The sequence below is a fragment of the Lentibacillus kimchii genome (assembly GCF_042666895.1).
Taxonomy (GTDB): Bacteria; Bacillota; Bacilli; order Bacillales; family Amphibacillaceae; genus Lentibacillus; species Lentibacillus kimchii.
In genome coordinates this window covers 1-24,401 of the sequence record NZ_JBHTGR010000050.1, presented here as the reverse complement: position 1 = coordinate 24,401, position 24,401 = coordinate 1, and the positions used below count along the sequence as shown (strand labels likewise).

Genomic DNA, 24,401 nt, shown 5'->3' with positions numbered 1-24,401 from the left:
AGCAGTCCGGCGGATGATTGATCTGCATCAATACCTTTCAATGCCCCTTACCCCGCCTCCGGAACAGACGTTTCAAGCCTTCCAGCACTGGACGTCTGCCATCCGTTACCAGGCCGCCTGCTTCTGCAAAGATTTGCAGCAGAAACAGGACGAGAATCGTAATACCGATGCCGACCAGCACGTTAGCGGAGGAGAAGAGAATAGCCATCGTTCCAAATAAAGCACTGAACCCATAAAGCACCAGAACGGTCTGCCGGTGACTCAAGCCTGCAGCCAGCAGCCGGTAATGGATATGTTTATTATCAGGCATCATGATCGGATCCTGATGATAGGCGCGGCGAACCATGGTAAACAAGGTATCAAAAATAGGCACAGCAAGCACAATCACGGGTATGATGAAACCGAAAAGCGTGAGATTTTTAAACAGGCCAACAATCGACACAACCGCAATCATGAAGCCGAGAAAATTCGAACCGGCATCCCCCATATAAATATGAGCTGGATGGAAATTATGGTATAGAAACCCAAGATTCGCCCCAATTAGAATAATGCACAGAGCAGCCGGAAGCGCTTGTCCGTCAATGATCGCCATCACGAACATACTCGAAAGCGCAATCGTCGAAACACCAGTGGCCAGCCCATCGAGCCCGTCTAATAGATTAATGGCATTGGTTATGCCGACAATCCAGACGGCTGTTATCAGAACACTCAAGAAGCCAAGATCAATTCTCCCGATTGCAGGAAGGGTGATTTGTTCAATCACCAGATCAGAGGAAATCAAAAAAGACGCCGCCATCAGCTGACCCGCTAATTTAACCACCGGACGAAGGGAGAAGCGGTCATCCAATGCCCCTGTGATCAGAATAACGACTGCCCCGAGCACAATCGCCAGCAAATGGTCATGCTGTGGCTGTATATAAAGCCCGCCAAGCAGCGTCCCGAGAAATATAGCCAGACCGCCCAGTCTTGGTGTTGAGTTTGTATGTATTTTACGCTCATTCGGCATATCGACCACTTTGATTTTAATGGCCAGCTTTTTAACAGGATAGGTTAATAGAAATGTCGATACAAGGGCAATTAAACATGCAATCGCCCAATCACTGTAATTGAACATAATGGATCCCCTTGATCGCTTCCGTATGTTAAACGTGCCAGATATGTCTAAATTATAGCTGACTGTTGGCGGTGAGACAAATTTAAATCAGCAGTCTGTCATGCTTGCTGATTAACCGCTCGTTTTCGCCCGTTTTAACGTTCCGGTGTCGCAGCGTCGATGATTAAGATAATGGCGGTTATGATATGCATGAGCATGCCAAGTATCGGGATGACACCGACAAATGATGTGACCATGCCGAGCACACTTCCCGCAATACTTCTATTCCCTCTGTTTGCCAGAAGCAATGTTATAAGGTGCAGGATGAACATGACTAACAGGATGCCCCATGTTGTACTAAAAACAAGGGAACCGCCGATTATCGGAATTCCGAGAAACGCTTCACAGCCACCGGTTACCCATTTCATCATTCGTGACCATGCCATTATGCTACCTCCTTCATATATCATTTATCATAGCAAACTTTTTAAAACCATGCCAGCTTGTGTCCTTTTATAAAGGCTCCCTGCCGCGGCAGGGAGCCTTTACTATTATTTAGCTTTCTTTCCGCGGCGTGTGAATTTTGCCGTCAGGTCATCAAACAGTGTATAGACCACGGGTATGAACAACAGGGTGAAGATGCTGGAAACCGTCAAACCAAATATAATCGTAATGGCTAGTGGCTGCTGCATTTCCGCACCCTCGCCAAGCGCCAGTCCGAGCGGCACCATCGCGAGAATCGTCGTCAATGTCGTCATCAGTATCGGCCGCAGACGGCTGGCACCTGCTTCGATAATTGCGGTATATCGATCGCTGCCATAGCCTTCACCGCGCAGTATATTAATATAATCAACCAGCACGATCGAGTTATTAACAACAATACCGGCCAGCATAATAATCCCGATAAACGCCGGAATACTCAGCGGCAGCCCCGTTATAAAGAAGCCGAACAATACACCTATAATCGTTGTCGGCAGTGAAAACATAATAACAAACGGGAATAAGAAGTTTTCAAACTGCACCGCCATCACGGCATAAACAAGGAAAATCGAGAACACCAGCGCGACAGACAAGTCCTTGAACGAGCTAGCCATATCCTCAGCCTGGCCGCCGATGTTATAGTCGTAGCCTTCTGGAAAGTTCATACTGTCCAATCGGTCCTGGATATCATTTGTAACGCTTCCCAGATCACGGCCCGCTATTTCTGACGTCACATTCAGCTGCGGCTGCTGATCTTCACGCTGCAATGTCGCTGGGCCTTGTGTTTCTTCCAGCGTAACCACTGATTTCAGTGGAACAGATGCACCGCTTTTCGACTGAATGGACACATCCTCCAGGTCACTGATCGTGCTGCGCTCATCTTCCGGATACTTGAGCGTCACATCCATTTCACTTCCGTCTTCACGGTACTTGGCAGCTGTCTGGCCAGTGAACTGGAGCTGAAGCTGACCTGTTATCTGCTGTGCCGTCAGTCCGTACATCGCTGCTTTTTCAGAATCGATGTCAATGTGCATCTGCGGTGTGCCCTTCTCAGCAGATGATGCAGGATTACTCACACCGTCTACTTGGGAAATCTCGTCAGTTACTTCAGCAGCCAGATCATTCAGAACGTCATGTTCCGGTCCGCTCAAACTGATTTGCACCGGATCCCCCAGACCGGACGCACTATTGGTTGACTGGACGGTTATATCCGCGCCAGGTACCGACTTGAGATCCTCAGTCATCGATTGTACCACTTCTTCGGTTGATTGTGAGCGCTCAGATGAAGACGTCAGTTCCATCATATAGGATGCTTGATTGGACGCATCACCGCCAACATTGAGATAAGTAGTCTCAAGCACATCGTCATAGTCACCTAAACGGGTGTTAACCTTCTCGGTCACGTCTTCTGTGTGCTCCTTAGTACTTCCTGTGTCTGTTTTCACAGTCACTTGCAGCTGTCCCTGGTCCGATGATGGAATAAACGATGCACCTATCGCCGGAATGAGCAGCAGACTGCCAACAATCAGGGCCAGCGTCCCGAAAACAGTTGTTTTCCGGTGACCCAGCACCCATTTCAGTGCCGATTGATAGCCGTTTGTCACGCGATCAAGGACCCGGCTGAACCAATAACGCTTGCCGCTGTTTTCAGTGGCTTTAACGAGCAATTTCGATGACAGCATTGGTACGAGCGTTATCGCTACAACCAAAGATGCAATCAGGGCGAAGGAAATCGTTATAGCCAGCGGTGCAAACAGATTGGCTGCAATTCCGTCAACAAAGATCATCGGCAAAAAGACAACCAATGTCGTCGTTGTTGATGCAATCACAGCTGGCGTCAGTTCCGATGCCCCTTTAATGGCTGCATCCTTCAGTGAATAGCCCCGCTGTCGGTACGTATATATGTGCTCCAGTATTACGATAGAGCTGTCGACCATCATGCCAAGGCCAAGCGCCAGCCCTCCCAGAGTCAGCACATTCAGCGTCTCACCTGTGAAATACATCAGCGAGAATGTCGATATAATGGCAATCGGGATCGATACACCAATAACGAGCGTCGCCCGGAAACTTTTCAAGAACAGCAGTAAAATCAGGAAGGAGATGATACCGCCGATCAGAATATTCTGGATCACCGATCTAATGGACATTTTAATCGAATCAGACGTATCAATGACAACATCAGCACTTACCCCTGACGGGAGATCCTCCTGAACATTACTCATGCTGTTATGAATGGTATCAGCAACCGATACTGTGTTGGCATCGGTTTTTTTCATGATCGATAACACAACAGCCTGATCACCGTTTACCATTGTTTCCCCTGATGATCCTTTATACGTATCGTTAACGTCGGCCACATCATCGACATGAACCGTTTCATCTGACTCAGTAGGCACAAGCGTATTTCGGATCTCATCAAGTGAGTCAAATTCACCAATCACTCTCAGCTGCAGATCCTTGTTGCCCTTTTTAACAGTACCGGCAGAGGACGACTGGTTCGAGTTCTTCAGAGCCTGACTGATCGAATTAGCCGTTACCCCATATTCCTGGAGTTTGGCTTGATCGAGTTCGAGTTGAATCTCCCGGTCTTTGGCTCCTTCAACATTGACGGATGCGACCCCGTTCTGCCGTTCAAGAAACGGCACAATCTGGTCATCCGCAACTTGCGTCAATTTTGTTGCATCATCACCTGTGAGGCTCACCTGCATAACCGGCATTTGATCCGGGTCGAATCGCAAAACACTCGGATCTCCGGCACTTTCGGGCAAAGAACCTTTCACTTTATCGATGTTTTCCCGCACATCGAGCATCGCCTGGTCAAGATCTGTCCCGCTGTTGAACATCATCATAACCAGCGAGCTGCCAGACTGAGACTGCGATTGCACGGTGTCAATGCCTTCTATCGAACTGACAGAAGACTCAACCGGACGGCTGATTAAATCCTCTACTTCTTCAGGTGCCGCTTCCGGGTACGATGTCGCCACAACCGCGATCGGCAAATCAATATCGGGAAGCAGATCAACATTCAAGTTACGAACTGAGACCGTTCCGAGCGCAATAATCGCCAGAACGATCATAATGACGCCTACAGGCCGTTTGACTGATGATTTAACAAGCTTCACGAATTACCCCCCTCTTGGACAACGTCAACATCTGCACCGTCCGATAGGGTTAGAAGACCGTTCACGACCACTTGATCGCCTTCCTTAACATCGCCTTTAACAGCTGATTTTTTCGATTGGCTTTCTTTCACAGTCACATCCTTCTTCACGGCCTTATCATCCTCAACGACATAAACGAAGGTTTCACCGCTTTCGGTAACGACAGCTTCTGTCGGCACAATCAGCGAATCGCTAACCTTTTTCTTCGGCACAATCAGCTTAGAAATCATGCCGGCTAAAATATTGCCATCCGCATTATCAACCGATGCCTTAACTGGGTAAAGACCTGTATCATCAGGCATTGAGCCGACAGACGTGATAGCAGCGTCATATTCTGTTCCATCGATAACCGCCGTATACGTATCATCTGTCCCTAAGTCTTGCTGCTCATCAGCCGTCACCGTATACGAAAGGGTCATGGGATCGAAGTCAGCAATCACCATAAGCGGCTTTTCCTGTGACGCCATGTCATTCTCCTGAACATTCAAATTAGTGATTTCGCCGTCTGTCCGTGCATTAATTGTCTGTTCGCCGGCCTGGCTCTTAATCGTTGCCAGATGATCATCTTCCTCAACCATATCACCATCGGCCACGTTCAGTTCGGTTACCTCACCGGGACTCTGTACCATGACAGGCGTTGTTTTATCCGGCTTGGTGCGCCCGTACAGCGATTGATTAATCACGAGATCATCGGCTGTCACTTTCGCCGTTTCAACGGAAGTTACCTGATCCTCCTGGTCCTTGTCATCGTCTTCTGCGTCCTGACTGCATGCAGCGAGTATCCCTATAAGTAAAACCACTGCAATGCTCACACTTATTTTTCGCATGGCTGAATCTCCTCTTCTCCAGTTTTTTAGTCCAATAAATCGATATGTAACTGACGTGCTATTTCATGACAATCCGGTACAAAAGCCGGTATGCGCTGAAAGTGAACAAGCAGCCCCTGAATCAGCGGTGCTTGCGATTCATCCTTTTCAATCGCCTCAAAAAGCATATTAAGCGCATCATGCAGCTGCTCAGCTTTTTCTGAAGTCAGATTTAATGTATCGATTTTGGCTTGCATGGCCGTCAAAACTGACGTGACATCCGAGACTCCCCGAGACCACTCTTCAACGTGATTCATTGTCACGAGCGGTGCTTCCCCGCGTTCGAGCATTCCTTTCACCATATCATCAATCCGTCGTACAAGATATGTGCCTAAGTAATGGCGGTCAATAGCGATGCCATCAATAATAATCCATTTAAAATAGCCGTTCATCAGACCTTCAAGCTGAATAACAAGATCCGGGTAAAAGCCCGCCATTTCCGTACCGTAAATCTGCTGGATATTTTGCTGCAGCCAGTTAAAATGCGCCAGTTTCATCTGCTGAATCAGTGTATCCGTTTGAGTTCCCATAACACTGTTCTCGCGAAGATACATTGTCAGCACTTCTTTATATTTGTAAATAAACTGGGTAACAACATCGATCTGCTTGGCCAGGCTGTCACTTGGTGTAAGGTTTTCTTCCTGCACGTGCTGTATCCGGTTGCTGATTTCCTGGTAATAGAGGTGTAGAGCGGTCATAACAAAATCTTTTTTCGAGTGGAAATGCAGATAAAATGCCCCTTTAGACATACCTGCTTCAGTTGCAATCGTTTCAATCGATGTCGCATGATACCCTTTCTCAGAAAACAGCATCATGCCGGACTCGATCAATTTCAGCTTCTTCGGATTCATAACAACACCTGATTTTCTTTTTTGAGTTCATGGTTTAAAGACGGGTATGGCTTCTGATGCCCATAAGTATGGTGAGAGTGTTCGATTCGGCACATCGTCATATAAAACTAACCGGTCAGTCATCTTAATATTCTACATGCCAAATACGGTAAAAGCAACCAAAAAAACGCCCCCGGAAATGTCATGACCTCAGGGAGAAGCGCTGTATGCGCTTTTTCGTCTGAGACGCCATAAACAGGGGCGGGCGGGCTTGGCCAGATCTGATGCTTTGTTTACTGGTTCGTGTCATTTTCCATCCGATCATCGCTCTGGTCTTTATTATTTGAGGGGTTATTACGGCCGTCATAGCTTTTCTTATCCGTGTCAATCTGATCCTCTTTCGGTTCACCGCTATCATTTAAATGCGGATCATCCTCATCAGGCCCGTTCATATCGGGGGATTTATTTTCTTCATTGGCCGGGGCGTTATTCGGCTTATCATCTTTATCATTTTCGTCAGTGTCCCCGCAGGCTGTAAGCACCGACAGAGCCATTAGCAGCACACCAAGTTTCCGGTAGAAGCTAAATTTGCGCACGTTGCGTTCCTCCTTTAATGTCACCGCGTTTGGCTTAGTATAACCTGTTCAGCCAAAGTGATACAGATGCTCACTTATCTGTTGGAGGAACGCCATGCTGCCGGTGCTTAGTCAGCGAAACGAACGAATCATCTATTGAATCGCAAATGTAATCTCAGCCTCACAGGCCGTTTCCCCGTCAACGGTGGCGATACCCTTTCCTTTGCCAATTGACCCTTTCAGACGGGTGATTTCCACTTCTAATTGCAGCTGATCGCCTGGCTTCACCTGGCGTTTAAAGCGGCATTTGTCCAGGCCTGCCAAAAAGCCGATTTTCCCTTCATTCTCCTCACTGCCGAGGACACCAATCGCCCCTGCCTGAGCTAAGGCTTCTACGATCAGAACACCAGGCATAACGGGGTAGTCGGGAAAATGGCCCTGGAAGAATGGCTCATTAGCCGAAACATTCTTAATACCAACAACCCGCTGGCCTTCTTCTATGTCCGTCACTTTATCAACCAGCAGGAACGGATAGCGGTGCGGAATCCGTTCTTTAATATGTTCGTTATCCATGTCAATCGCTCCTTCAGGTGGGATGATATAGTTTCAGGCTGCCAGCCGTTCAGCCTGTGACGACCTTGAAAAACAGCACGTTCTAAGTTCCTTTTGCAACGAGATCAATGATGTGCTGCCATGTTTCCCATTTCAGGGCGTTCATTGGGCTGCCGTCTCCAATAACGCCATAGCCAATCATTAACCCGGCGCCAAGTGCTAGAGCTGAAAGAATCAGAACGATAAGCAGCCGCAGCCATATCGGAAACACCCGCCGGCGCGGCTTTTTTTGCCTGCTCTGTTTGGCTTGTTTTTTCTTTTGTGCCGGTTCCTGCTGCGCTTCATGATCTTTTGCTGAAACATGCCGTTCGGCTTCCCCAACACTTGCCGCCTGCTCGTCATGTGGTTCACCGGCTACTGGCTCCTGTTCTGTTTTCTCATCAGCCGTCAGCTGATTGTTTTCATCAGTTGCGGCTTGCTTGCTTTGATCTGTTGACATGACTTTTCTCCTCACATCCATTTGCTGCCTCAGCCCTCAGCTGGATTACCGGATACATGACTCAGGATGTCCCGGTCAGCGGTTACCGCAGCTGATTGATAAGCCCCATCATCTGATCACCCATTGAAAGCGTCCGGGCGTTAAATTGATAAGACCGCTGTGCTGTCATCATGTCCGTGAATTGTTCGCCAAGGTCAACATTAGCCTGCTCCAGTGCCCCGTGACGCAATACATTACCTTCATCATCTGCTGGCTGCATAATCTCTTCGGCGTTATAGCCTGCTTCAGCCAAGTCCGGCATACGGAAGCTGCTCTCACCAGCAGGCTCCAGCAGCTGGGGCCGAATGGCATCATTAATAGCCAGTTTTCCGGCATTCTCCGTTGTGTCGCCACGTTCGACAGAAATCTGGCCGTTTGTCTCAATCGTTACGTCATCAAAGCCTTCTTCAAAGACGATTTCGCCGTTTTCGCCCATGACCGGATCGCCATTTTCTGTTGTGAGCATGACATCCTCTCCGTCATTCACAGGGCTCAGGTAGAAAGCACCATCACGCGTATACCGAGTCTCCGGTGTCTGAATCTCAAACAAGTGATTTTTATCCAGCAAAGCGGTATCAAGCTTCCGCCCGGTGTCCTTTACAGCTCCATGTGACAGGTCAAGATCAACCGCTCCGAGCCTTGCTCCTGAACCGACACGAATGCCATCTGGAGTTGAACGTCCCTCTGCATTCGCTGGATCGTTCATGTTATCGATCTGCTGAGATAATAAAGAAGAAAAGTCAGCTTTCCGTGCTTTATAGCCGGTCGTCTGACTGTTAGCCAGATTACCGCCGATCATATCCAGTTTATTCTGCAGCTGATTCATGGTAACAGCTGCTTGCATCATCGATCGTGACATCAAATCACTCCTAACGTAAACGGGCGATCTCACTGACGGCTTTGCCCATGCTTTGATCGTAAGCTTTGAGCACCCGCTGATTCGTTTCAAATAAACGATAGCCTTCCATCATTTGCGTCATCGACTGGGCCGGGTCCGTATTTGACTGCTCCAGGCTTCCCTGTTTGACAGTATATCCTGCCCCGGCAGGAGCAGCTTCCGTGTCCCCGGCAAACACATCATTGCCCTCTTTAACCATTGCGGCAACGTCATCTGTATACGCGATGCCAAGCGGTGTGGTCTCGTCATCTGTCTGCAAGTTACCGGCGCCGTCCACCGTGAAATCCTTGTTATCCGTTTGTACCGGATTCCCGGCTTCATCAAGAACACGGTAGCCCTGTGATGTAGCCAGAAACCCGTCATTATCAACGGTGAAGCTGCCGTTCCGGGTGTAGCGTTCCTCCCCTTCTGCATTTTGCACCGTAAAAAACACGCCGCCTGTATCATCGGGCAGTTCCCCATTCACCAGTGCTAAATCAGTGGAGGTACCGGTGTTGCGAAGGTCTCCCTGGCTTTGATCCGGGATGGTTTCCTGCGTATAGACGCCTGTATGCATGCTTCCAATTGGCTTTTGTTCGGAGAGGTTCAGACCTTCTTCTGTCGGAACTTGCTTGTTGCCCATCTGCTGCATCAGCATTTCCGGGAAGGCCCGCATAGCAGGCTGATCTGCTTTATAGCCCGGTGTCTGCGCATTTGTTATGTTATTTGACAATGCTTCCTGCTGCCGCTGCTGGGCAATCATGCCGCTCGCCGCTGTGTAAAATCCTCTCAGCACGTCTCTCCCTCCTCTGCCGTTGATATCCCTTTAAAAATAAGAAACCTGCTGCCGGCTAAACGATGCTTTTCCGTTCAATTTTATCAATATTTTCCAGCATAACGCCAGTCCCTTTAGCCACACAGTCCATCGGTTCTTCCGACATAAGAACAGGAACTTTCAATTCTTCGGCAAGCAATTGATCAATCCCGTGAATCATGGCGCCGCCGCCCGTCAAAATTACGCCGCGGTCAATAATGTCAGCTGACAATTCAGGCGGTGTCTTTTCCAGAACTTGTTTCGCAGCATGAACGATGAGAGCGGCCGGCTCGCGCAAAGCCTGTTCAATCTCATCCGAATAAATCGTAATCGTTCGCGGCAGACCGCTCACCATATCACGGCCACGGATATCCATTTGCTCGTGACGCGAATCTTTCCATACAGTCGCCACGTTAATTTTGATCTCTTCAGCCGTCCGTTCGCCCACCAGCATTTTGTATTCCTTTTTAATATATTGCAAGATTTCCATATCAAAATTATCACCGGCCAATTTAACCGACTCGGCTGTTACAATGTTGCCCATGGAAAGAACCGCAACATCCGTTGTGCCGCCGCCGATATCCACGAGCATATTCCCGCTCGGCTGATATATCTCCATACCGGCTCCGACAGCGGCCACTTTTGGCTCTTCTTCCAGATAGATCTTTTTGCCGCCGGATTTCTCAGCCGCTTCCTTAATGGCCTTCTGCTCGACTTTCGTAATGTTAGCCGGGCAGCAAATGAGCATTTTCGGCTTGGAAAGAAATCCTTTAACATTAATTTTATCAATAAAATGCCGCAGCATTGCTTCTGTCACATCAAAATCAGCAATCACGCCCTCTTTTAATGGGCGGGTTGCTTCAATATTGCCAGGCGTCCGTCCAACCATGCGGCGTGCTTCCTCACCGACTTCCAGGACACGGCCAGAGCTCTGCTCCATCGCCACGACAGATGGCTCATTCAAAACGATGCCTTTCCCCTTCACATGAATGAGCACATTAGCCGTCCCAAGGTCAATTCCGATATCTCTCGAAAACATTCATCAAATCCTCCCTGCTTTCAAAAACTTTCTCGTATTAATATTTATAGGTAAGCACACTTCTACTAATAGTTCATTTTACCATAAAACATAACATATAACTGCCGTTTTCAAAAAAAATTATGAAAAAGCATTGGGAAGGTGGTTTTACTTAATGACGGCATGAAGCGGCTGGAGCGTTCCTGTGCCGACATGAAATGGGGCTCTGCCATGTTTATCCTGAAAGGGCAGCACCATCTTAAAAACCCGGCCTACTCGGACCGGGCTTTTGGAAAATGTGTTAAAGCGTTTTCAAACGACTGTGACCTCACCTCCCGCATATCGCTTACAGGAAAACTCTTATCCGACCGGTTTGGCGCTATGGTCGTCTTCTTCCGGGCTGTCACTGTCACTTTCGTCGTCTCTGTATTTATTGCGCGTCGCTTCACCACCGCGGAGATGGCGAATTGACTTGTTGTAATCGAGGACGTGTTTGACCCTGTTATAAAGTTCCGGACTGACTTCCGGCAAGCGCTCCGTCAAGTCTTTATGGACTGTGCTTTTTGAGACACCAAATTCTTTTGCAATCAACCGGACGGTTTTCCTCGTCTCCACGACATATTGACCTATCCTGATTGTCCTTTCTTTGATGTAATCGTGCACACCGTTCGCCTCCCTAAGTTGGATATTTCCGAGGTGTGGCTGAGACAAGGTGGTACGAGAAATTAAATGAGTTACTTATTCGCTTTAAGAAATTCTTCTGTGCAGCTCTGGATGTATAAATCTTCAAACATGATACGCGAAAGTCTCGCGTACTTAGTGAATGCGTATGTATCAGCTTAAGAAACTCTGATGACTGGCAGAAAAGCTGCACAATCTCTCACCTCAGACTATTCTGAATGCTTGGATAGTACAGTTTATTACTGACCAGAGAGGAATATGATGAAATTGACACCTTTTTCACAAATACCCTGACCTTTGTCTCGTTTCAGCCTCTTAATGCCAAAAAAGACCCCGGCTAAGCCAGCCAGGGCCTTTCGATGACTCATGGGGGATGTGTAACGTTCAGGCGCTCTTTTCATTTGCGGTGTCATTATCTTTCGTTGCATCGTCATCTTTGTCCTTATCCGCGTTATCATCTTTGTCCTTATCCGCGTTATCATCTTTGGACTTATCCGTATCGTCATCAGACGTTGAGTCGTCCTCTTCCGGATTATTATCAAGCGGCGGACCGACTTCCGTTTCATCAGAATCCGATTCCTCGTCATCCGCGCCGTCTGATGCGTCGCTGTCATCGTCAGTCTCATCTTCCTCAGTCAGCACGTCATCCAGAGCGCTCACCGGCTGATTAAAAAAGGATTCCGGATTGACGTCTTGTCCATCTTTTCTGATTTCAAAATGCAGATGGGTGCCGTTCTCTTTTCCGAAAAGACTCTCTCCGGCATTGCCAATAACCTCACCTTGTTCGATTTTGTCGTCAGCTGAAACGTCGACGTCCTCAAGACTTGCGTAATGAGAAGTTACACCATTATCATGTTTCATCTTGACGACGTTGCCCAGAAGCGGGTCTTTTTTCACGTCATCAACCGTTCCGTCCAGTGACGCAACCACGTCGAACGTTTCGCCATCATCGGCCGCTACATCGATCCCAGTGCTTTGATAATAACGGTCGTTCATCACGACAATGGCATTTTCCTGATCGTCCTGGTCAGCATCGTAGTCATAGTATTTCGTGATGATCTCAGCCTCATCCATGCTTTCAACAGGCGGCTGAATGATTTCTTGCTGATCCATGACACGTTCTGCCTCTTCATCATGCTCAACAGGTGTATAATCGTCTGCGGAATCGTCCTGAGCTTCATCAGGTCCGAGATTCTGATACCATACCACCGCTGATAGAAGAAGAGCAGCTATTGCTAAATACAAGGCCGGAAAAAACCACTTCTTGCGAAAAATGCGACTCCACTTATTTTTTGGAGCTCCATTGTTTTCCTCATTCATGTTATCACCTCAACAACCATTCTGAGCATGAAATTGGAAAACTATACATATCACTCAAAAAAAATCCTGTTTTTTTGCATTTTTTTCGCAGAAGTGGGACAACATAAGCCATTAACCTGATGACAGAGGGGCTGGGACAGAAGGTAAGAGCCATAAGTCCGCTCCGGAAAAAGACGGCGCTTTCCGCGAGCGGCTGGTGAGCCTCCTCGTGCTTCGCACTGCGGGGTCTCACCTATGCCTATGCTCCCGCAGGAGTCGCCGTCTTTTCCTCCGCTGAGCCGCAACTTTGTTCATCTCGGGAGCTGGTCGCTTAAATTCTATCCCACCTCATAATGCCGCTCCAGCAGATGACTCTACTCTTTGGATGCCAGTGCTGGTGCCGTATTCGACACGCTGCTGACTTCGACACCCTGATAATAATGTTTGACAATATCTTTATAATTTTTGCCTTCTTCAGCCATACCATTGGCTCCATATTGACTCATGCCAATCCCGTGGCCATAACCTTTTGTTGTGACGATTAAATGGTCCTTTTTCTTTTCGATGGAAAAGTCACTCGACGCCAATCCCAATGCCTCCCGGACTTCACGGCCAGAATAGGCTTCATCCCCCAGCTTGAGCTGATCGACGCGATGGCCTTCCGTCTGACTTATAGCCACCGACAGATTATCAATAGACGGCAGATCGGTACCAAGCTGTTTTTCAACATCAGCAACGGACAATACCTGCTGGTCCATAAATTTCTCGGTATTCTTATCCCACGGGCTTGCAACACTGCGCAAGTAGGGAACCTCTTCATCCCAGTAATCCTCCGAGTTTTCCGTATAACCGTTACTGGTTGAAAAATAAGCAGCTGTGATCGGAGCATCTTCGTAGGTTAGAATTTCGTCTTTTGTATCCGCAACGGCTTGTTTAATTTTGCCCATCTCCTGCTCATAACCGCTCCCCATTGTCTTTCTCAGTTCCTGTTCATTGTGGTAGACTTGATCACCCGTTGTATCCGTAACATCCGCCTTGCCGGCATCCTCCTGATAAAGCAGCCGATTCACGATAAACGTCCGGGCCGCCAGCGCCTGCGCTTTTAAAGCTTCCGTTTCAAATTCAGCGGGCGTTTCAGAAGCTACTACTCTGGCAACATAGGTCTCCAGAGGGACCGACTCCACTTGATCCGAACTGGCCCGCATGACATCCACCGCAAACGGCGATTCCGTGGCCATGGCTGTCTCAGCCTCAGGGGCATCTCCTCCGCTGGCACTGGCATTTGGGTTGGGGGCCGCTGCTTGCTCCTCGCCGCCGGACGCAGATGGTACGACGACAATCAGTGTCGGAATAACGAGAATAACCATGATTAAACTGCTTAGAAAGAGCGTCGTTGATCCCTTCCAGGAAGACGGCACACCGTTAAGGCGTACGCGCTTGTTGTTCTTTTCCAAGAGCTGCAGTGATTGACGTTTTCGCGATTTGGTTTTTTTACGAAGTTCCGAAATAATGTTGTTTTTCCGCATGAATAGCCTCCTTCACATTAAAATAGGACATTGTTATGACTGGTGCATTGTCTAGCTAGCCTACTATTAAATTTATACAGCAGCCGCGAACAATAGAACCAGGAAAACAAATCATTTTTATGCGGGAGGCACCCAGCGGCACACATCAACATCGTTACAATTGTCAGGACTGGCGGGGGATCTGCTGGGCGGCCGCTTCTGGTGACGACTGTTCCGGCACGTCATTATATAAATGGCACGCAACATAATGATCCTGGGTAACTTCACGCCATTCAGGTACTTTACTGGAGCAAATAGCCATGGCAAACGGACATCTTGTGCGGAAAACACAGCCGCTCGGTGGATTAATTGGACTGGGCAGATCCCCCTTCAGTATAATCCGCTCCCGCGTATCCTCAATAGCCGGATCGGGAATTGGGATCGCTGACATCAGAGCCTGTGTATACGGATGGAGCGGCTGTTGATAAAGAGACTCGCTGGATGTCAGCTCAACCATATTGCCAAGATACATGACGCCGATCCGGTCGGAAATTTGTTTAACCATCGATAAGTCGTGGGCAATGAACAAAAAGGTTAACCCTTTTTCCTGCTGCAGACGCTGCAATAGATTAATCACCTGCGCCTGAACAGACACGTCCAGTGCTGAAATAGGTTCATCAGCAACAATGAAATCGGGATCCAGAGCCAGAGCACGCGCAATGCCAATCCGCTGCCGCTGTCCGCCGCTGAACTCATGCGGATACCGGTTGGCATGATCACGATTCAATCCCACCTCTTCCAGCAGCGCCAGCACCCTGTCCAGCTGCGCTTGTTTTGCCGTATACAGACCGTGCACCTCCATCGGCTCAGCAATGACATCTTTGACCGTTGAGCGCGGATTGAGAGAGGCGTAGGGATCCTGAAAAATCATCTGCATGTTCCGGTAAAAGGCAAACGTTGCCTGTTTATCCAGCTCGTGCACATTTTGCCCATCATAAAACACATCACCCGCCGTTTTATCATACAGCCCCATAATGGTCCGTCCGACGGTTGTTTTGCCGCAGCCGGATTCGCCCACAAGCCCGAACGTTTCACCCTTTTCAATATGAAAGCTCACGTCTCTAACAGCTTGAAGCGTTTGCCCTTTGGCCGCGTTAAAATATTTATCTAAATGATCAACTTGTAAAACAGGTTTTGTCATGATATCCGCTCCTCCTCAGACCGCCAGTAGCGTCTGGCAGCACACAGCCTGTCTTCATATGACGTTCCCGCCAGTTTAATGCGTTCGATCCCGCGGCCGGATTGCGGTGAATGCAGCATTTGCCCGTCACAATCATAAAGACCGACGTGGCTGATAGGCCCACTCCCTGTATCAGCGGCAAAAAAAAGCAGATCACCCGGCTGAAGAGCATTATAGGAAATGGGTTTCCCCTTTTGTGCCTGGTCACGTGCATCACGCGGTATTTGATAACCACTTGCCTGATGCAGCGCATACGTGAGGCCGGAACAGTCATAGCCGAATGAACTCATGCCGCCCCAGAAATACCCCAATCCCAAAAAGCGCCTGCCATCTGTCAGCAGCTGCTGCCCTGTCTGCTGGCTGAGACCTTCATCCGATGAAAAGACCCGCACCGTCTCTCTGGGCAAAAAACGGCGTCCGTGCGGGGTCAGCACCTGCACACGGCTCTTCTCCTCTTCCGCAACTGGCAGGATCGTCATAAAACTTAGTTCGAGCGTCTGCTCACCATTGTCATTTTCCAGCCAGACACGATCAGCGATAACGGCTGCTGACTTGCTGCGGTGCCAGTCACGCTTTGCTACATTGGTCAGCTGTCTCAACGGGATCCAGCCCGGATACCCGCGTTCATCCTTCACAGAAGGCTGCGCGGGCACCACGACATGTGCCCAGTCAGCGTGCGTTTCCGTAACCATCACGGCTTCCCCGTACAGCGTCTGGGTCTGGATACGATTGTCGTCAGACAGCGCGACGGCTTCCTGATGTGTCAGCTGCCTCAGCCAGTTGTCAATGTCTGCCGGATTGCTGATGCCTGGCTGATCGATTGCCCTGGGCGATGATGGCGATGTCCAGACAGTTGCCGCCTGCACCGCCGTCACCCATAATCCTTCCGGGTATTGATCAAACGTTTGATCAGTCATCTCCTGCTCCTCCTTTGTTTGTGACATGCCTGCCTGATGCAGCCTTCATGACGCCCGGCAAACCAATCCACCCGGGCGCCACAAAGCTGAATCGTATTCACATGAGCAACGTCTAGTTACGGAGCGATTTGTGGCATGAGCATGTTAATCCCAGCCGCATCTTTCGGTTGTTTAATTCTTCTCCGCCCATTTCAGCTCCAGATAACCGACTGGATGCCGCACAATATTGTCAACACCCTCTTTATGGATAAATACGTGATTGTAGTAGTGAATTGGGAAGATTGGCATGGCCTCCGCCAGCATTTCCTCAGCATCATACATTAACTCCCAGCGTTTCTCCTCATCCGATTCCTGTTTCGCCTGCGCGATCAATTCGTCATATTCCTCATTTGACCAGTCAGTGCGGTTCATTGTTGAATCCGTGATAAAGCTTTCCAGGAAGTTAATCGGATCACCGTAGTCAAAGAGGAACGAACTCCGGGAAAATTGCAAATTCAATTCCTTCTGGTCTTCAAGGAAAACGTTCCACTCCGTATTAGCCAGTTCCACATCGATGCCAAGATTCTCGCTGAACATATTCTGCATTGTTTCCGCAATGGCTTTGTGCTGCTCATCTGTGTTATAGGTCAGGGTCACTGGCGGCAGCTCATCATAGCCTTCCTCTTCCATCCCTTCCTCAAGCAGCTGTTTAGCTTTTTCCGGGTCGAAGTTTACCAGATCACCGTTCACATCCCGGAAATCATCACCGGACGGGCTCGTGAAACCTGGTGACACAAATGCATTGGCCGCTTTTTCCTTGTTTTTGGTGACGTAATTCACAATGTCATCCTGATTCACAGACAAGGCGAATGCTTTGCGGATCTTTTGATTTTGGAAGGGTTCTTCCCCGAGATTGAAACGATAAAAATAAACGCCTGCCTGATCATCAATCACCACATCATCCCCGTCAATTCGCTGTTCGGCCATCTCAGAAGGGATTTCGGTTACATCCAGTTCACCGCTTTCATACATCTGGTATTCCGTGTTAACATCATCCACCATCACCCAGTTCACTTCGTCAAGTTTGACGGTATCACTGTCCCAGTATTCCGTATTGCGAGTCAAAATCATCTCTTTATCGTGTGTCCATGATTCCAGTTCGAACGGGCCATTCGCCACAAACGAGTCAGCCTCGGTATGCCATTCCGGATTATTCTCGGCAACTTCCTGATTGACCGGGAAGAACGCCGGATTGCTGACGATATGCAGGAAGAAGCCAGTTGGCGATTTCAGTGTGACTTCAAAGGTCTTTTCATCAACAGCCTTAACCGCGACATCTTCTGCGGAACCATCCCCGGCATTATAAGCCTCACCGCCCTCGATGAAGTAGCCGAGAAAAGCCGCTGACGAACCTGTTTCCGGATCAAGCAGCTTGCGCCAGGCATAAGCAAAATCACCAGCTGTCACGGGATCACCATTCGACCAGTTGGCATCATCGCGGAGATGGAAGGTATATGTCTTGCCGTCATCCGAAACATCCCAATCCTCAGCCATCCCCGGCTGTGGTGTGTCATCCTGTCCGAGACGTGTCAAACCTTCCATCAGATTATTCAGCACTTCCCATGAAACCGAGTCAAAACCGATCGGCGGATCCAGAGACGTCGGTTCCTCCCCATTATTCATATACAGCACATCGTCCTCACTGTCACCGCCCTCGTCCTCCGCCGCTTCCCCGGTGTCGGTCTCCGCCTCGTCAGTGTCTTCCTTTTCCTCACTTCCTGATGACGTCGTACACGCTGCCAGAAACAGCAACAGAGCCGGCAAGAGCAGCCACAAACCATATTTTTTCATACGTTTTGCCTCCCCAAATTATGTTTTATCAGCCGTTTGCGCCATCAGACGTTCAGCCCGTTCATCCTGCAGCCAGCAATCCACACTGTGCGTATCACTCAGGTGCGATGAAGGCGGGTAAACGTTATCACAAACGACCATTGCCATCGGACATCGTGCTGTGAAAGGGCATCCCTTGGGTGGGGCGAATAAATCCGGCGGTGTCCCATCAATCGGGATCAGCTGCGTCTGATTGTCCAGTCTGGGCACCGATTTCAGTAAACCTTTCGTATATGGATGCTCTGACTCATAAAAGATTTCGTCCCGTGTGCCTTCTTCAACCATTTTCCCGGCATACATCACAATAATGCGATCAGCAATTTTCGCAACGACCCCGAGATCATGTGTGATTAAAATAATCGCCACGCCGGTAGACGCCTGAATACGTTCAAATAATTCGAGAATCTGCGCCTGAATCGTTACATCCAGTGCCGTTGTCGGCTCATCAGCAATCAGCAGTTCCGGCTCACAAATCAGTGCAATCGCAATCACCATTCGCTGCCGCATGCCGCCACTGAACTGGTGCGGATACTGCCTGAACCGTTCCTCAGGATTCGGGATACCGACAAGCTGCATCATTTCCAGCGCTTTCGTCTTCGCTTCAGCCGTTGACGTCTGATAATGCTCCTTCAAACCTTCTGTCAGCTGGCTGCCAATCGTCAGCGTCGGATTCAGCGCGGTCATCGGGTCCTGAAAGATCATTGAAATATCAACACCACGAATCGACCGCATGTCTTTCTCACGCACCGCTGTCAGTTCCCGCCCATTAAACGTGATCGTTCCCCCGGCGATTTTCCCAGGCGGATCTGGAATCAGCTGCATGATCGCGTTTGCTGTCACACTTTTACCGCAGCCGGATTCCCCAACAATCGCCAATGTCTCGCCTTCGTGCAAGTCAAAACCAATCCCCCTGACAGCTTTAACCGTTCCGCCATAAGTCGAAAAATTTACATGCAAATCGTTTACCTCAAGCATTTTTGCCACGCAAATCACCTACTTTTTCAGCTTCGGATCAAGGGCATCCTGCAGCCCGTCGCCTAACACGTTAAATGCAAACATCGTAAAGGAAATAAAGAAAGCCGGGAAAAACAGTGTCCACCAGTGGCCGGATAAGATCGCTCCCAAGGCGTCATTGGCCATGACTCCCCAGCTGGCATACGGCGATTGAATGCCGAGACCAAGAAAGCTTAGAAACGCTTCCGCGAAAATGGCATCCGGCACCCTGAGTGTTATTTGCACAATAATAGGCCCCATGGTGTTCGGCAGCAGATTCTTCCGGATGATGCGCGGTGTTTTCGTCCCAAATGACTGCGAAGCGAGCACAAACTCTTCATTTTTGAGCTGCAGCACCTGACCTCTGACAATCCGAGCCATTCCCACCCAGCCGGTAACCGACAGGGCAATCAAAATGGTCAGAAGACTCTGGCCCATGACGACAAGCAGCAGAATCACAACCAACAAATAGGGTAAGCCGTACAGAACCTCAATCACACGCATCATCGAACTATCCGTGCGACCGCCTTTATAACCGGAGATCCCGCCATAAATAACCCCGACAAAAAAGTCAATCAGCGCGGCCATCAGCCCTACAAATAACGAGATGCGCGCCCCGTACCATGTCCGGGCGAACACATCACGCCCGAGTGAATCCGTGCCAAACCAATGATCAGCTGAGGGCGGTAAAAACTGATCCGGCCGGTTTTGCTCCACGACAGAATACGGTGTCAGCAATGGTCCAATAGCCGCCATAATGCCTAAAAGCACAAGAAATACCAGGCCAGTCATCGCCAGTTTATTTTGCTTGAGGCGGCGCCATACATCCTGCCAGTAAGAAAGGGACGGGCGGGAAACATTTTCAGCTGCCTTCAGGTCTTTTTCCTGCCACTCGAACCACTCATCGGGGACGCTGGCGGATGTGTAAGGTGATTGACTGTTAGTATGTTGACGCATCTTATTCCCCTTCCTTTTTATGCAATTTAATGCGCGGGTCAAGGAAACCATACGCGACATCGACCAAGAACAAAGCAACAATCAAAAAGGCGCTGTAAAAGACAGTTGTGCCCATGATGACCGGATAGTCCCGTTGGTTAATACTTTCCACAAAGTACTTACCCATACCCGGAATGCCAAAAATCTGCTCGATCACAAACGTTCCCGTTAAAATACCTGCCAGCAATGTTCCCATAATCGTTACAACCGGCATCAGGGCATTTTTTAGCGCATGTTTAATAATCACTTTCCACGGCTTCAAGCCTTTGGCACGCGCCATTTTAATGTAGTCCTGTGTCAGCACCTCCAGCATGGTGGATCGTGTCAGACGCGCAATAATCGCCATAGGACCGGTAGCGAGGGCAATGGTCGGCATAATCATATGCCAGACACTTGACCAGGTGGCCGCCGGCAGGATCCCAAGATTAACGGCGAGCATCTGAATCAGCAGCGTCGCCAAAACAAAATTAGGGATAGAAATACCCAGTACAGCGATTGTCATAGCCGTATAATCCATCAAACCGTTATGTTTCAAAGCGGCAAACACACCAAGAATAATACCGGAAATAACAGCTGTCATAATCGTGATGACCCCTAATTCAAAGGAAATCGGAAAGCCACGCCCCAAAAGATCATTGACCGATTGTGTCGGCTGCTTAATTGACGGTCCAAAATCTAATGTGACAATGGATTTAATGTAAAGCAGATACTGAATAGCATAGGGTTCATCCAGATTATAATGTTCCTCCAGATTCGCCTGTACCGTCTCATTCGTTGTGCGTTCTTCATTCAGCGGTGACCCCGGCAATGTCACCATAAGCACAAACGTCAGTGTGACAATGATCCACAGTGTTACCAGCATAATCCCGAACCGTTTCACCATATAACGCAGCATGCTGTTACACCCCTGTAGCGATGCCTTTTGTAGAGACCGCTTTCATAATTGCTTGAATACAGCCGGCAACCCGGCCAGTTTGATACACTCCTGTCAAGGTCTGGCGGCTTCCTGGCAGATTGAAGAAGCGATTTACTATGATAATTCTATTCGAATGTCAGCCCTTTTATGTTCAATTACATAATAGATATTAGGCGAATGAAAGAAAAGGCGGGAAAGTTTAAGGGGGAAAGTGGCACCGAATAAGCTGCAAACTCAGTCCAAAACACACGGATTAAAAACGGGGCTGAGACAAAACGTATGCGTTCAGTTCAAAATGCGAACAATGTTGAAGAGACATGACTGCTGCGGGAAAATGCTGCGCTTTCCGGGGGCGGCTGGCAAGCCTCCTCGGCCTGTCGGCCTGCGGGGTCTTTCCTATGCCTTTGCTCCCCCAGGAGTCTTCGCATTTTCCCTTCGCTCCATTTAGCGACTAAAATAAAACCGAACATATTCACTTTGATGCGTGATATTTGTTCGGGTTTGTGTTGTTGAGCGTCCTTTTTTCCAGCCCCGTTTTTTATGTAATAACTTGTTGTGTTATGAAACAAACGCGCTGATTGAGGAAACATTAATTTATTCTTTTTAAACGAGCTTGATTTACCAAATCACCAGTGATCTCAAAAGAGTATTCTTTGTTTGCTGCTAAATCAAGTGTTATTTCTTTCAATGGTACCCTTTGTTTCTTGTCACCTATCAATAACACAAATTTAAAGGTTGCCTCACCTTCTAAGTCTTCTAAATTATTATAACGCTTTCTAAGTGTATCCCCTTTTTTAATTTTAGAGCCATCAGCATAACTTATACCGCCGCCTGAGGATTTATCAGTACTGATCTCTATCGCATTAAAACCAAAATTAGCCTGGTTTTCTATGTTAAAAACCAGGCTATTCCTATCTGGTTTTGTTGAATTATCACTATTATTTGTGCAAGCAGATAAAAAGGCAACTACTAAAACAAACATTGATAACAAGGCTGCTTTTTTCTTCATAGGCCCATTCCTTCCCTTCATAACAATCTAAATAAATGCTGCAAAGCTTACGCACAGCTCCCAACTCTTCTGATGAAGTTAACTGTATTAACCTGTTAATACAGTATAGGTAAAAAAACGTGTATTAAGCACTTAATACATGATATACTGTATTATAGAATTAATACACCAATGAGTCAACAGGAATTTGTATATTCCTGTTAAAAGCCTTTAATCATTTTTCCAGAATACCGCATAAAGCGAAGGATGTAAGCGAATAGATTAATAACATCCAGATTGAGCGAAAAGACCTACAGAATTTCTAATATGTACTTTTCAAAGAATTAAAAGTACAATTCCAATCATCATTTTTCATGAACGGCGGTATAACCTTTCTTAAAATCCCAATTAACATATTCCTTATTTAAAAAATTGGTTTTGGCGTTCCAATCTTCCGTTTTCAATTCTTTAATTGGTTTAATTTGTGGAATTTCATTAATAATTTCATAACCCCATTCAAAACCAATCACATAATAAACGTCTTTTGTCATCATAATGTTTCCTGCCATTACTAAAAAAGCGTTAGCTGTCCAGTCCATATTGCTTACATTTTTAATGCACGGAGCATCAAACAGTGTTGGAAGGTTTCCGAAACTAAAGAAAGGCATATCTGATTCTTTAAAAAGGGCGCCAACATCAACAAATGCACTTTGCTGATCAACATCTTTAATGTCCATATAAATAGTTTGAATCCAGCCAAAAACCGAATGGTAACCTTTTCCGTCATAAACGACATTTGCTTCACACAACGGAAACCCCTTGGCTGTCTCTATATTAATAGGCATTTCCAGCTCTGAAAGCCCCCAAGTAGTTGGATCGTTATTAACACCATATTTAATATCAACTTTTCCTGAATGATTTCTTGCGAAGAATGGTAACTCTTTACTTTCTCTTAAATTATCCATAATTTTTTATTCCCCCAATCATGCATACACTCTTCAACTAAATGGCCCGATCGTATTAAAATCATTTCTTATCTTTCACAAAGGAAACAATTCCAATTATGAATATTAAAATACCTAACACCATTGACGAATATATAAAGCCATTTAGAATTGGCACATATTCGCCCGTCAAAGGGAAACAATCTGAAAGACAACAAATATTATAATTACATCAGCAATCTGATATAATGAAATCAAGGTGGTGATCCTTATGTTAAAACAACAAAACAATGAATCCGGACGCAAATACGGCTGGGTTGACCAATGGGCCAAGATGACCGGTGAGCGAGCCAAAATTGATGCTAAAGTTAATAACACATATATTATATATGACAAAAATGGTGTGCTCGTAAAGGAATACCCCAACGGTGAAATTATCCCCTTCCATAACGCAGGTGAATCTTGATGCACAAGCATCGACCAATATTCTTTGTGTTTGCAGGCAATAACGGCAGTGGAAAAAGTACTATTCGCAATTTGATTATCGACAAAATTGGTGTTGATATCAACATAGATGCCAATGCTATTGCAAGAAGATTGAATTTAGAAGATCCAGCTACAAAAAGAATCACTGCGGGAAAAGAAATCATTAAATCAGTTAATCAATATTTAAATGAAGGCAAAGATTTTTCAATTGAAACAACCCTAGCTGGAAACAATGCGCTTAAACAAATAGCGAAAGCCAAAGAATATGGTTATGAAGTGACTATGTTCTACGTTGCACTAAATAACGTTAGAAAAAATATTGAAAGGGTTGCAATGAGAGTTGAAAATGGCGGTCATCATATCTCAACTGAAGATATTCTCAGGAGGGACGAAACGTCATTTAAACATCTTTATGAATATGCACCTATTATCGATAACATTGTTCTGATTGATAATAGTAAAGACGGTGGAGAAATTATACTAGAAATAAATGACGGGAAAATAACTTTTGAAGTTACTCCACTCCCTCAATGGGTGTTGCCTTTATATCAGCAATTTCAGAAAAACCCACCAACAGAACCATAACCGAACCAATTTTACGTGAAAAATTGGTTCGGTTATAAAATTTTGGGATCATCAACGTTACTTATTCCAGATAAGTCAGCAATAGGTAAGCGTTTGAAGTTATCTCCGGCTTTTCCCCTGCTCCACACGGAACGTGCAAGTTTCCCCGCATTCCGCGTTCCATCTAACGTAATTTACT

Annotated in this window: 24 protein-coding genes; 2 read left to right on the top strand and 22 right to left on the bottom strand. The window is 47.4% G+C overall.

The window, feature by feature from the left end; all coding sequences use genetic code 11:
- Positions 1 to 37: 37 nt before the first annotated feature.
- The 22 genes from ACFQU8_RS10325 to ACFQU8_RS10220 all read right to left on the bottom strand — a co-directional run bounded on the left by ACFQU8_RS10325 (position 38) and on the right by ACFQU8_RS10220 (position 23,173).
- Entirely contained in the window at positions 38 to 1,114 is a 1,077-nt protein-coding gene (locus ACFQU8_RS10325) for a glycosyltransferase family 4 protein (protein ID WP_382359573.1), read from the bottom strand.
- Between the two features lie 134 nt (positions 1,115 to 1,248).
- Entirely contained in the window at positions 1,249 to 1,539 is a 291-nt protein-coding gene (locus ACFQU8_RS10320; RefSeq protein ID WP_382359570.1) for a hypothetical protein, read from the bottom strand.
- 105 nt (positions 1,540 to 1,644) lie between these two features.
- Complete coding sequence (locus ACFQU8_RS10315) at positions 1,645 to 4,695, bottom strand: efflux RND transporter permease subunit (RefSeq protein ID WP_382359567.1); 3,051 nt, start codon at positions 4,693 to 4,695, stop codon at positions 1,645 to 1,647.
- On the bottom strand, positions 4,692 to 5,561 hold the full coding sequence (locus tag ACFQU8_RS10310) for an efflux RND transporter periplasmic adaptor subunit (protein WP_382359564.1): 870 nt from the start codon (positions 5,559 to 5,561) through the stop codon (positions 4,692 to 4,694). Before ACFQU8_RS10310 ends, ACFQU8_RS10315 begins: the two co-directional genes overlap by 4 nt.
- Before the next feature lie 26 nt (positions 5,562 to 5,587).
- Positions 5,588 to 6,451, bottom strand: coding sequence for a TetR/AcrR family transcriptional regulator (locus tag ACFQU8_RS10305; RefSeq protein WP_382359561.1), 864 nt, complete (start codon positions 6,449 to 6,451; stop codon positions 5,588 to 5,590).
- Positions 6,452 to 6,723: 272 nt separating this feature from the next.
- Positions 6,724 to 7,026 (bottom strand): hypothetical protein, encoded by a 303-nt coding sequence (locus ACFQU8_RS10300; protein WP_382359558.1) that lies wholly within the window; start codon positions 7,024 to 7,026, stop codon positions 6,724 to 6,726.
- A 132-nt stretch (positions 7,027 to 7,158) separates the two neighbouring features.
- On the bottom strand, positions 7,159 to 7,578 hold the full coding sequence (fabZ, locus tag ACFQU8_RS10295) for a 3-hydroxyacyl-ACP dehydratase FabZ (RefSeq protein WP_382359555.1): 420 nt from the start codon (positions 7,576 to 7,578) through the stop codon (positions 7,159 to 7,161).
- An 82-nt stretch (positions 7,579 to 7,660) separates the two neighbouring features.
- A complete protein-coding gene (locus ACFQU8_RS10290) occupies positions 7,661 to 8,056 on the bottom strand; it encodes a DNA-directed RNA polymerase subunit beta (protein WP_382359552.1) in 396 nt (131 codons plus the stop codon).
- Positions 8,057 to 8,138: 82 nt separating this feature from the next.
- Positions 8,139 to 8,954 (bottom strand): flagellar hook-basal body protein, encoded by an 816-nt coding sequence (locus tag ACFQU8_RS10285; protein ID WP_382359549.1) that lies wholly within the window; start codon positions 8,952 to 8,954, stop codon positions 8,139 to 8,141.
- Positions 8,955 to 8,964: 10 nt separating this feature from the next.
- On the bottom strand, positions 8,965 to 9,768 hold the full coding sequence (locus ACFQU8_RS10280; RefSeq protein WP_382359546.1) for a flagellar hook-basal body protein: 804 nt from the start codon (positions 9,766 to 9,768) through the stop codon (positions 8,965 to 8,967).
- A gap of 55 nt (positions 9,769 to 9,823) precedes the next feature.
- On the bottom strand, positions 9,824 to 10,825 hold the full coding sequence (mreB, locus tag ACFQU8_RS10275) for a rod shape-determining protein (protein WP_382359543.1): 1,002 nt from the start codon (positions 10,823 to 10,825) through the stop codon (positions 9,824 to 9,826).
- Positions 10,826 to 11,164: 339 nt separating this feature from the next.
- Positions 11,165 to 11,467, bottom strand: a complete 303-nt coding sequence (gene spoIIID, locus ACFQU8_RS10270) for a sporulation transcriptional regulator SpoIIID (RefSeq protein WP_382359540.1) — start codon at positions 11,465 to 11,467, stop codon at positions 11,165 to 11,167.
- A gap of 402 nt (positions 11,468 to 11,869) precedes the next feature.
- Positions 11,870 to 12,805: a peptidoglycan DD-metalloendopeptidase family protein gene (locus ACFQU8_RS10265; RefSeq protein WP_382359538.1), complete on the bottom strand. Its 936-nt coding sequence runs from the start codon at positions 12,803 to 12,805 to the stop codon at positions 11,870 to 11,872.
- 353 nt (positions 12,806 to 13,158) lie between these two features.
- Entirely contained in the window at positions 13,159 to 14,310 is a 1,152-nt protein-coding gene (spoIID, locus tag ACFQU8_RS10260) for a stage II sporulation protein D (RefSeq protein ID WP_382359535.1), read from the bottom strand.
- A gap of 163 nt (positions 14,311 to 14,473) precedes the next feature.
- On the bottom strand, positions 14,474 to 15,490 hold the full coding sequence (locus tag ACFQU8_RS10255) for an ABC transporter ATP-binding protein (protein ID WP_382359532.1): 1,017 nt from the start codon (positions 15,488 to 15,490) through the stop codon (positions 14,474 to 14,476).
- Positions 15,487 to 16,446 (bottom strand): C40 family peptidase, encoded by a 960-nt coding sequence (locus ACFQU8_RS10250; protein ID WP_382359529.1) that lies wholly within the window; start codon positions 16,444 to 16,446, stop codon positions 15,487 to 15,489. The genes ACFQU8_RS10255 and ACFQU8_RS10250 overlap by 4 nt, the downstream gene beginning before the upstream one ends.
- Before the next feature lie 171 nt (positions 16,447 to 16,617).
- Positions 16,618 to 18,276 carry a peptide ABC transporter substrate-binding protein gene (locus ACFQU8_RS10245; protein WP_382359526.1) on the bottom strand — a complete coding sequence of 553 codons (1,659 nt, stop codon included), beginning with the start codon at positions 18,274 to 18,276 and terminating at the stop codon, positions 16,618 to 16,620.
- Between the two features lie 18 nt (positions 18,277 to 18,294).
- Positions 18,295 to 19,299 (bottom strand): ABC transporter ATP-binding protein, encoded by a 1,005-nt coding sequence (locus tag ACFQU8_RS10240; RefSeq protein ID WP_382359523.1) that lies wholly within the window; start codon positions 19,297 to 19,299, stop codon positions 18,295 to 18,297.
- Between the two features lie 9 nt (positions 19,300 to 19,308).
- Positions 19,309 to 20,265, bottom strand: a complete 957-nt coding sequence (locus ACFQU8_RS10235) for an ABC transporter permease (RefSeq protein ID WP_382359520.1) — start codon at positions 20,263 to 20,265, stop codon at positions 19,309 to 19,311.
- A 1-nt stretch (position 20,266) separates the two neighbouring features.
- Positions 20,267 to 21,199: an ABC transporter permease gene (locus ACFQU8_RS10230; protein WP_382359517.1), complete on the bottom strand. Its 933-nt coding sequence runs from the start codon at positions 21,197 to 21,199 to the stop codon at positions 20,267 to 20,269.
- Between the two features lie 610 nt (positions 21,200 to 21,809).
- Positions 21,810 to 22,229 carry a hypothetical protein gene (locus ACFQU8_RS10225; protein ID WP_382359514.1) on the bottom strand — a complete coding sequence of 140 codons (420 nt, stop codon included), beginning with the start codon at positions 22,227 to 22,229 and terminating at the stop codon, positions 21,810 to 21,812.
- Between the two features lie 344 nt (positions 22,230 to 22,573).
- A complete protein-coding gene (locus tag ACFQU8_RS10220) occupies positions 22,574 to 23,173 on the bottom strand; it encodes a hypothetical protein (RefSeq protein WP_382359511.1) in 600 nt (199 codons plus the stop codon).
- Positions 23,174 to 23,423: 250 nt separating this feature from the next.
- Between ACFQU8_RS10220 and ACFQU8_RS10215 the strand changes: the two genes are divergently transcribed.
- The gene (locus tag ACFQU8_RS10215; protein ID WP_382359508.1) at positions 23,424 to 23,618 is read left to right on the top strand and encodes a hypothetical protein; all 195 of its coding nucleotides are present in this window, start codon (positions 23,424 to 23,426) and stop codon (positions 23,616 to 23,618) included.
- A complete protein-coding gene (locus ACFQU8_RS10210) occupies positions 23,618 to 24,223 on the top strand; it encodes a zeta toxin family protein (RefSeq protein WP_382359505.1) in 606 nt (201 codons plus the stop codon). The genes ACFQU8_RS10215 and ACFQU8_RS10210 overlap by 1 nt, the downstream gene beginning before the upstream one ends.
- Positions 24,224 to 24,401: the final 178 nt, after the last annotated feature.

What these genes read in the sequence shown, in the direction of transcription:
- ACFQU8_RS10285 (WP_382359549.1), bottom strand. Translation starts at nt 8,954, where the DNA reads ATGTCACGATCGATGATGCAAGCAGCTGTTACCATGAATCAGCTGCAG.
- ACFQU8_RS10250 (WP_382359529.1), bottom strand. Translation starts at nt 16,446, where the DNA reads ATGACTGATCAAACGTTTGATCAATACCCGGAAGGATTATGGGTGACG.
- ACFQU8_RS10245 (WP_382359526.1), bottom strand. Translation starts at nt 18,276, where the DNA reads ATGAAAAAATATGGTTTGTGGCTGCTCTTGCCGGCTCTGTTGCTGTTT.
- ACFQU8_RS10215 (WP_382359508.1), top strand. Translation starts at nt 23,424, where the DNA reads ATGTTAAAACAACAAAACAATGAATCCGGACGCAAATACGGCTGGGTT.
- ACFQU8_RS10320 (WP_382359570.1), bottom strand. Translation starts at nt 1,539, where the DNA reads ATGGCATGGTCACGAATGATGAAATGGGTAACCGGTGGCTGTGAAGCG.
- ACFQU8_RS10290 (WP_382359552.1), bottom strand. Translation starts at nt 8,056, where the DNA reads ATGTCAACAGATCAAAGCAAGCAAGCCGCAACTGATGAAAACAATCAG.
- ACFQU8_RS10225 (WP_382359514.1), bottom strand. Translation starts at nt 22,229, where the DNA reads ATGAAGAAAAAAGCAGCCTTGTTATCAATGTTTGTTTTAGTAGTTGCC.
- ACFQU8_RS10230 (WP_382359517.1), bottom strand. Translation starts at nt 21,199, where the DNA reads ATGCTGCGTTATATGGTGAAACGGTTCGGGATTATGCTGGTAACACTG.
- ACFQU8_RS10210 (WP_382359505.1), top strand. Translation starts at nt 23,618, where the DNA reads ATGCACAAGCATCGACCAATATTCTTTGTGTTTGCAGGCAATAACGGC.
- ACFQU8_RS10235 (WP_382359520.1), bottom strand. Translation starts at nt 20,265, where the DNA reads ATGCGTCAACATACTAACAGTCAATCACCTTACACATCCGCCAGCGTC.
- fabZ (WP_382359555.1), bottom strand. Translation starts at nt 7,578, where the DNA reads ATGGATAACGAACATATTAAAGAACGGATTCCGCACCGCTATCCGTTC.
- spoIID (WP_382359535.1), bottom strand. Translation starts at nt 14,310, where the DNA reads ATGCGGAAAAACAACATTATTTCGGAACTTCGTAAAAAAACCAAATCG.
- ACFQU8_RS10325 (WP_382359573.1), bottom strand. Translation starts at nt 1,114, where the DNA reads ATGTTCAATTACAGTGATTGGGCGATTGCATGTTTAATTGCCCTTGTA.
- ACFQU8_RS10220 (WP_382359511.1), bottom strand. Translation starts at nt 23,173, where the DNA reads ATGGATAATTTAAGAGAAAGTAAAGAGTTACCATTCTTCGCAAGAAAT.
- ACFQU8_RS10255 (WP_382359532.1), bottom strand. Translation starts at nt 15,490, where the DNA reads ATGACAAAACCTGTTTTACAAGTTGATCATTTAGATAAATATTTTAAC.
- ACFQU8_RS10305 (WP_382359561.1), bottom strand. Translation starts at nt 6,451, where the DNA reads ATGAATCCGAAGAAGCTGAAATTGATCGAGTCCGGCATGATGCTGTTT.
- ACFQU8_RS10310 (WP_382359564.1), bottom strand. Translation starts at nt 5,561, where the DNA reads ATGCGAAAAATAAGTGTGAGCATTGCAGTGGTTTTACTTATAGGGATA.
- ACFQU8_RS10265 (WP_382359538.1), bottom strand. Translation starts at nt 12,805, where the DNA reads ATGAATGAGGAAAACAATGGAGCTCCAAAAAATAAGTGGAGTCGCATT.
- mreB (WP_382359543.1), bottom strand. Translation starts at nt 10,825, where the DNA reads ATGTTTTCGAGAGATATCGGAATTGACCTTGGGACGGCTAATGTGCTC.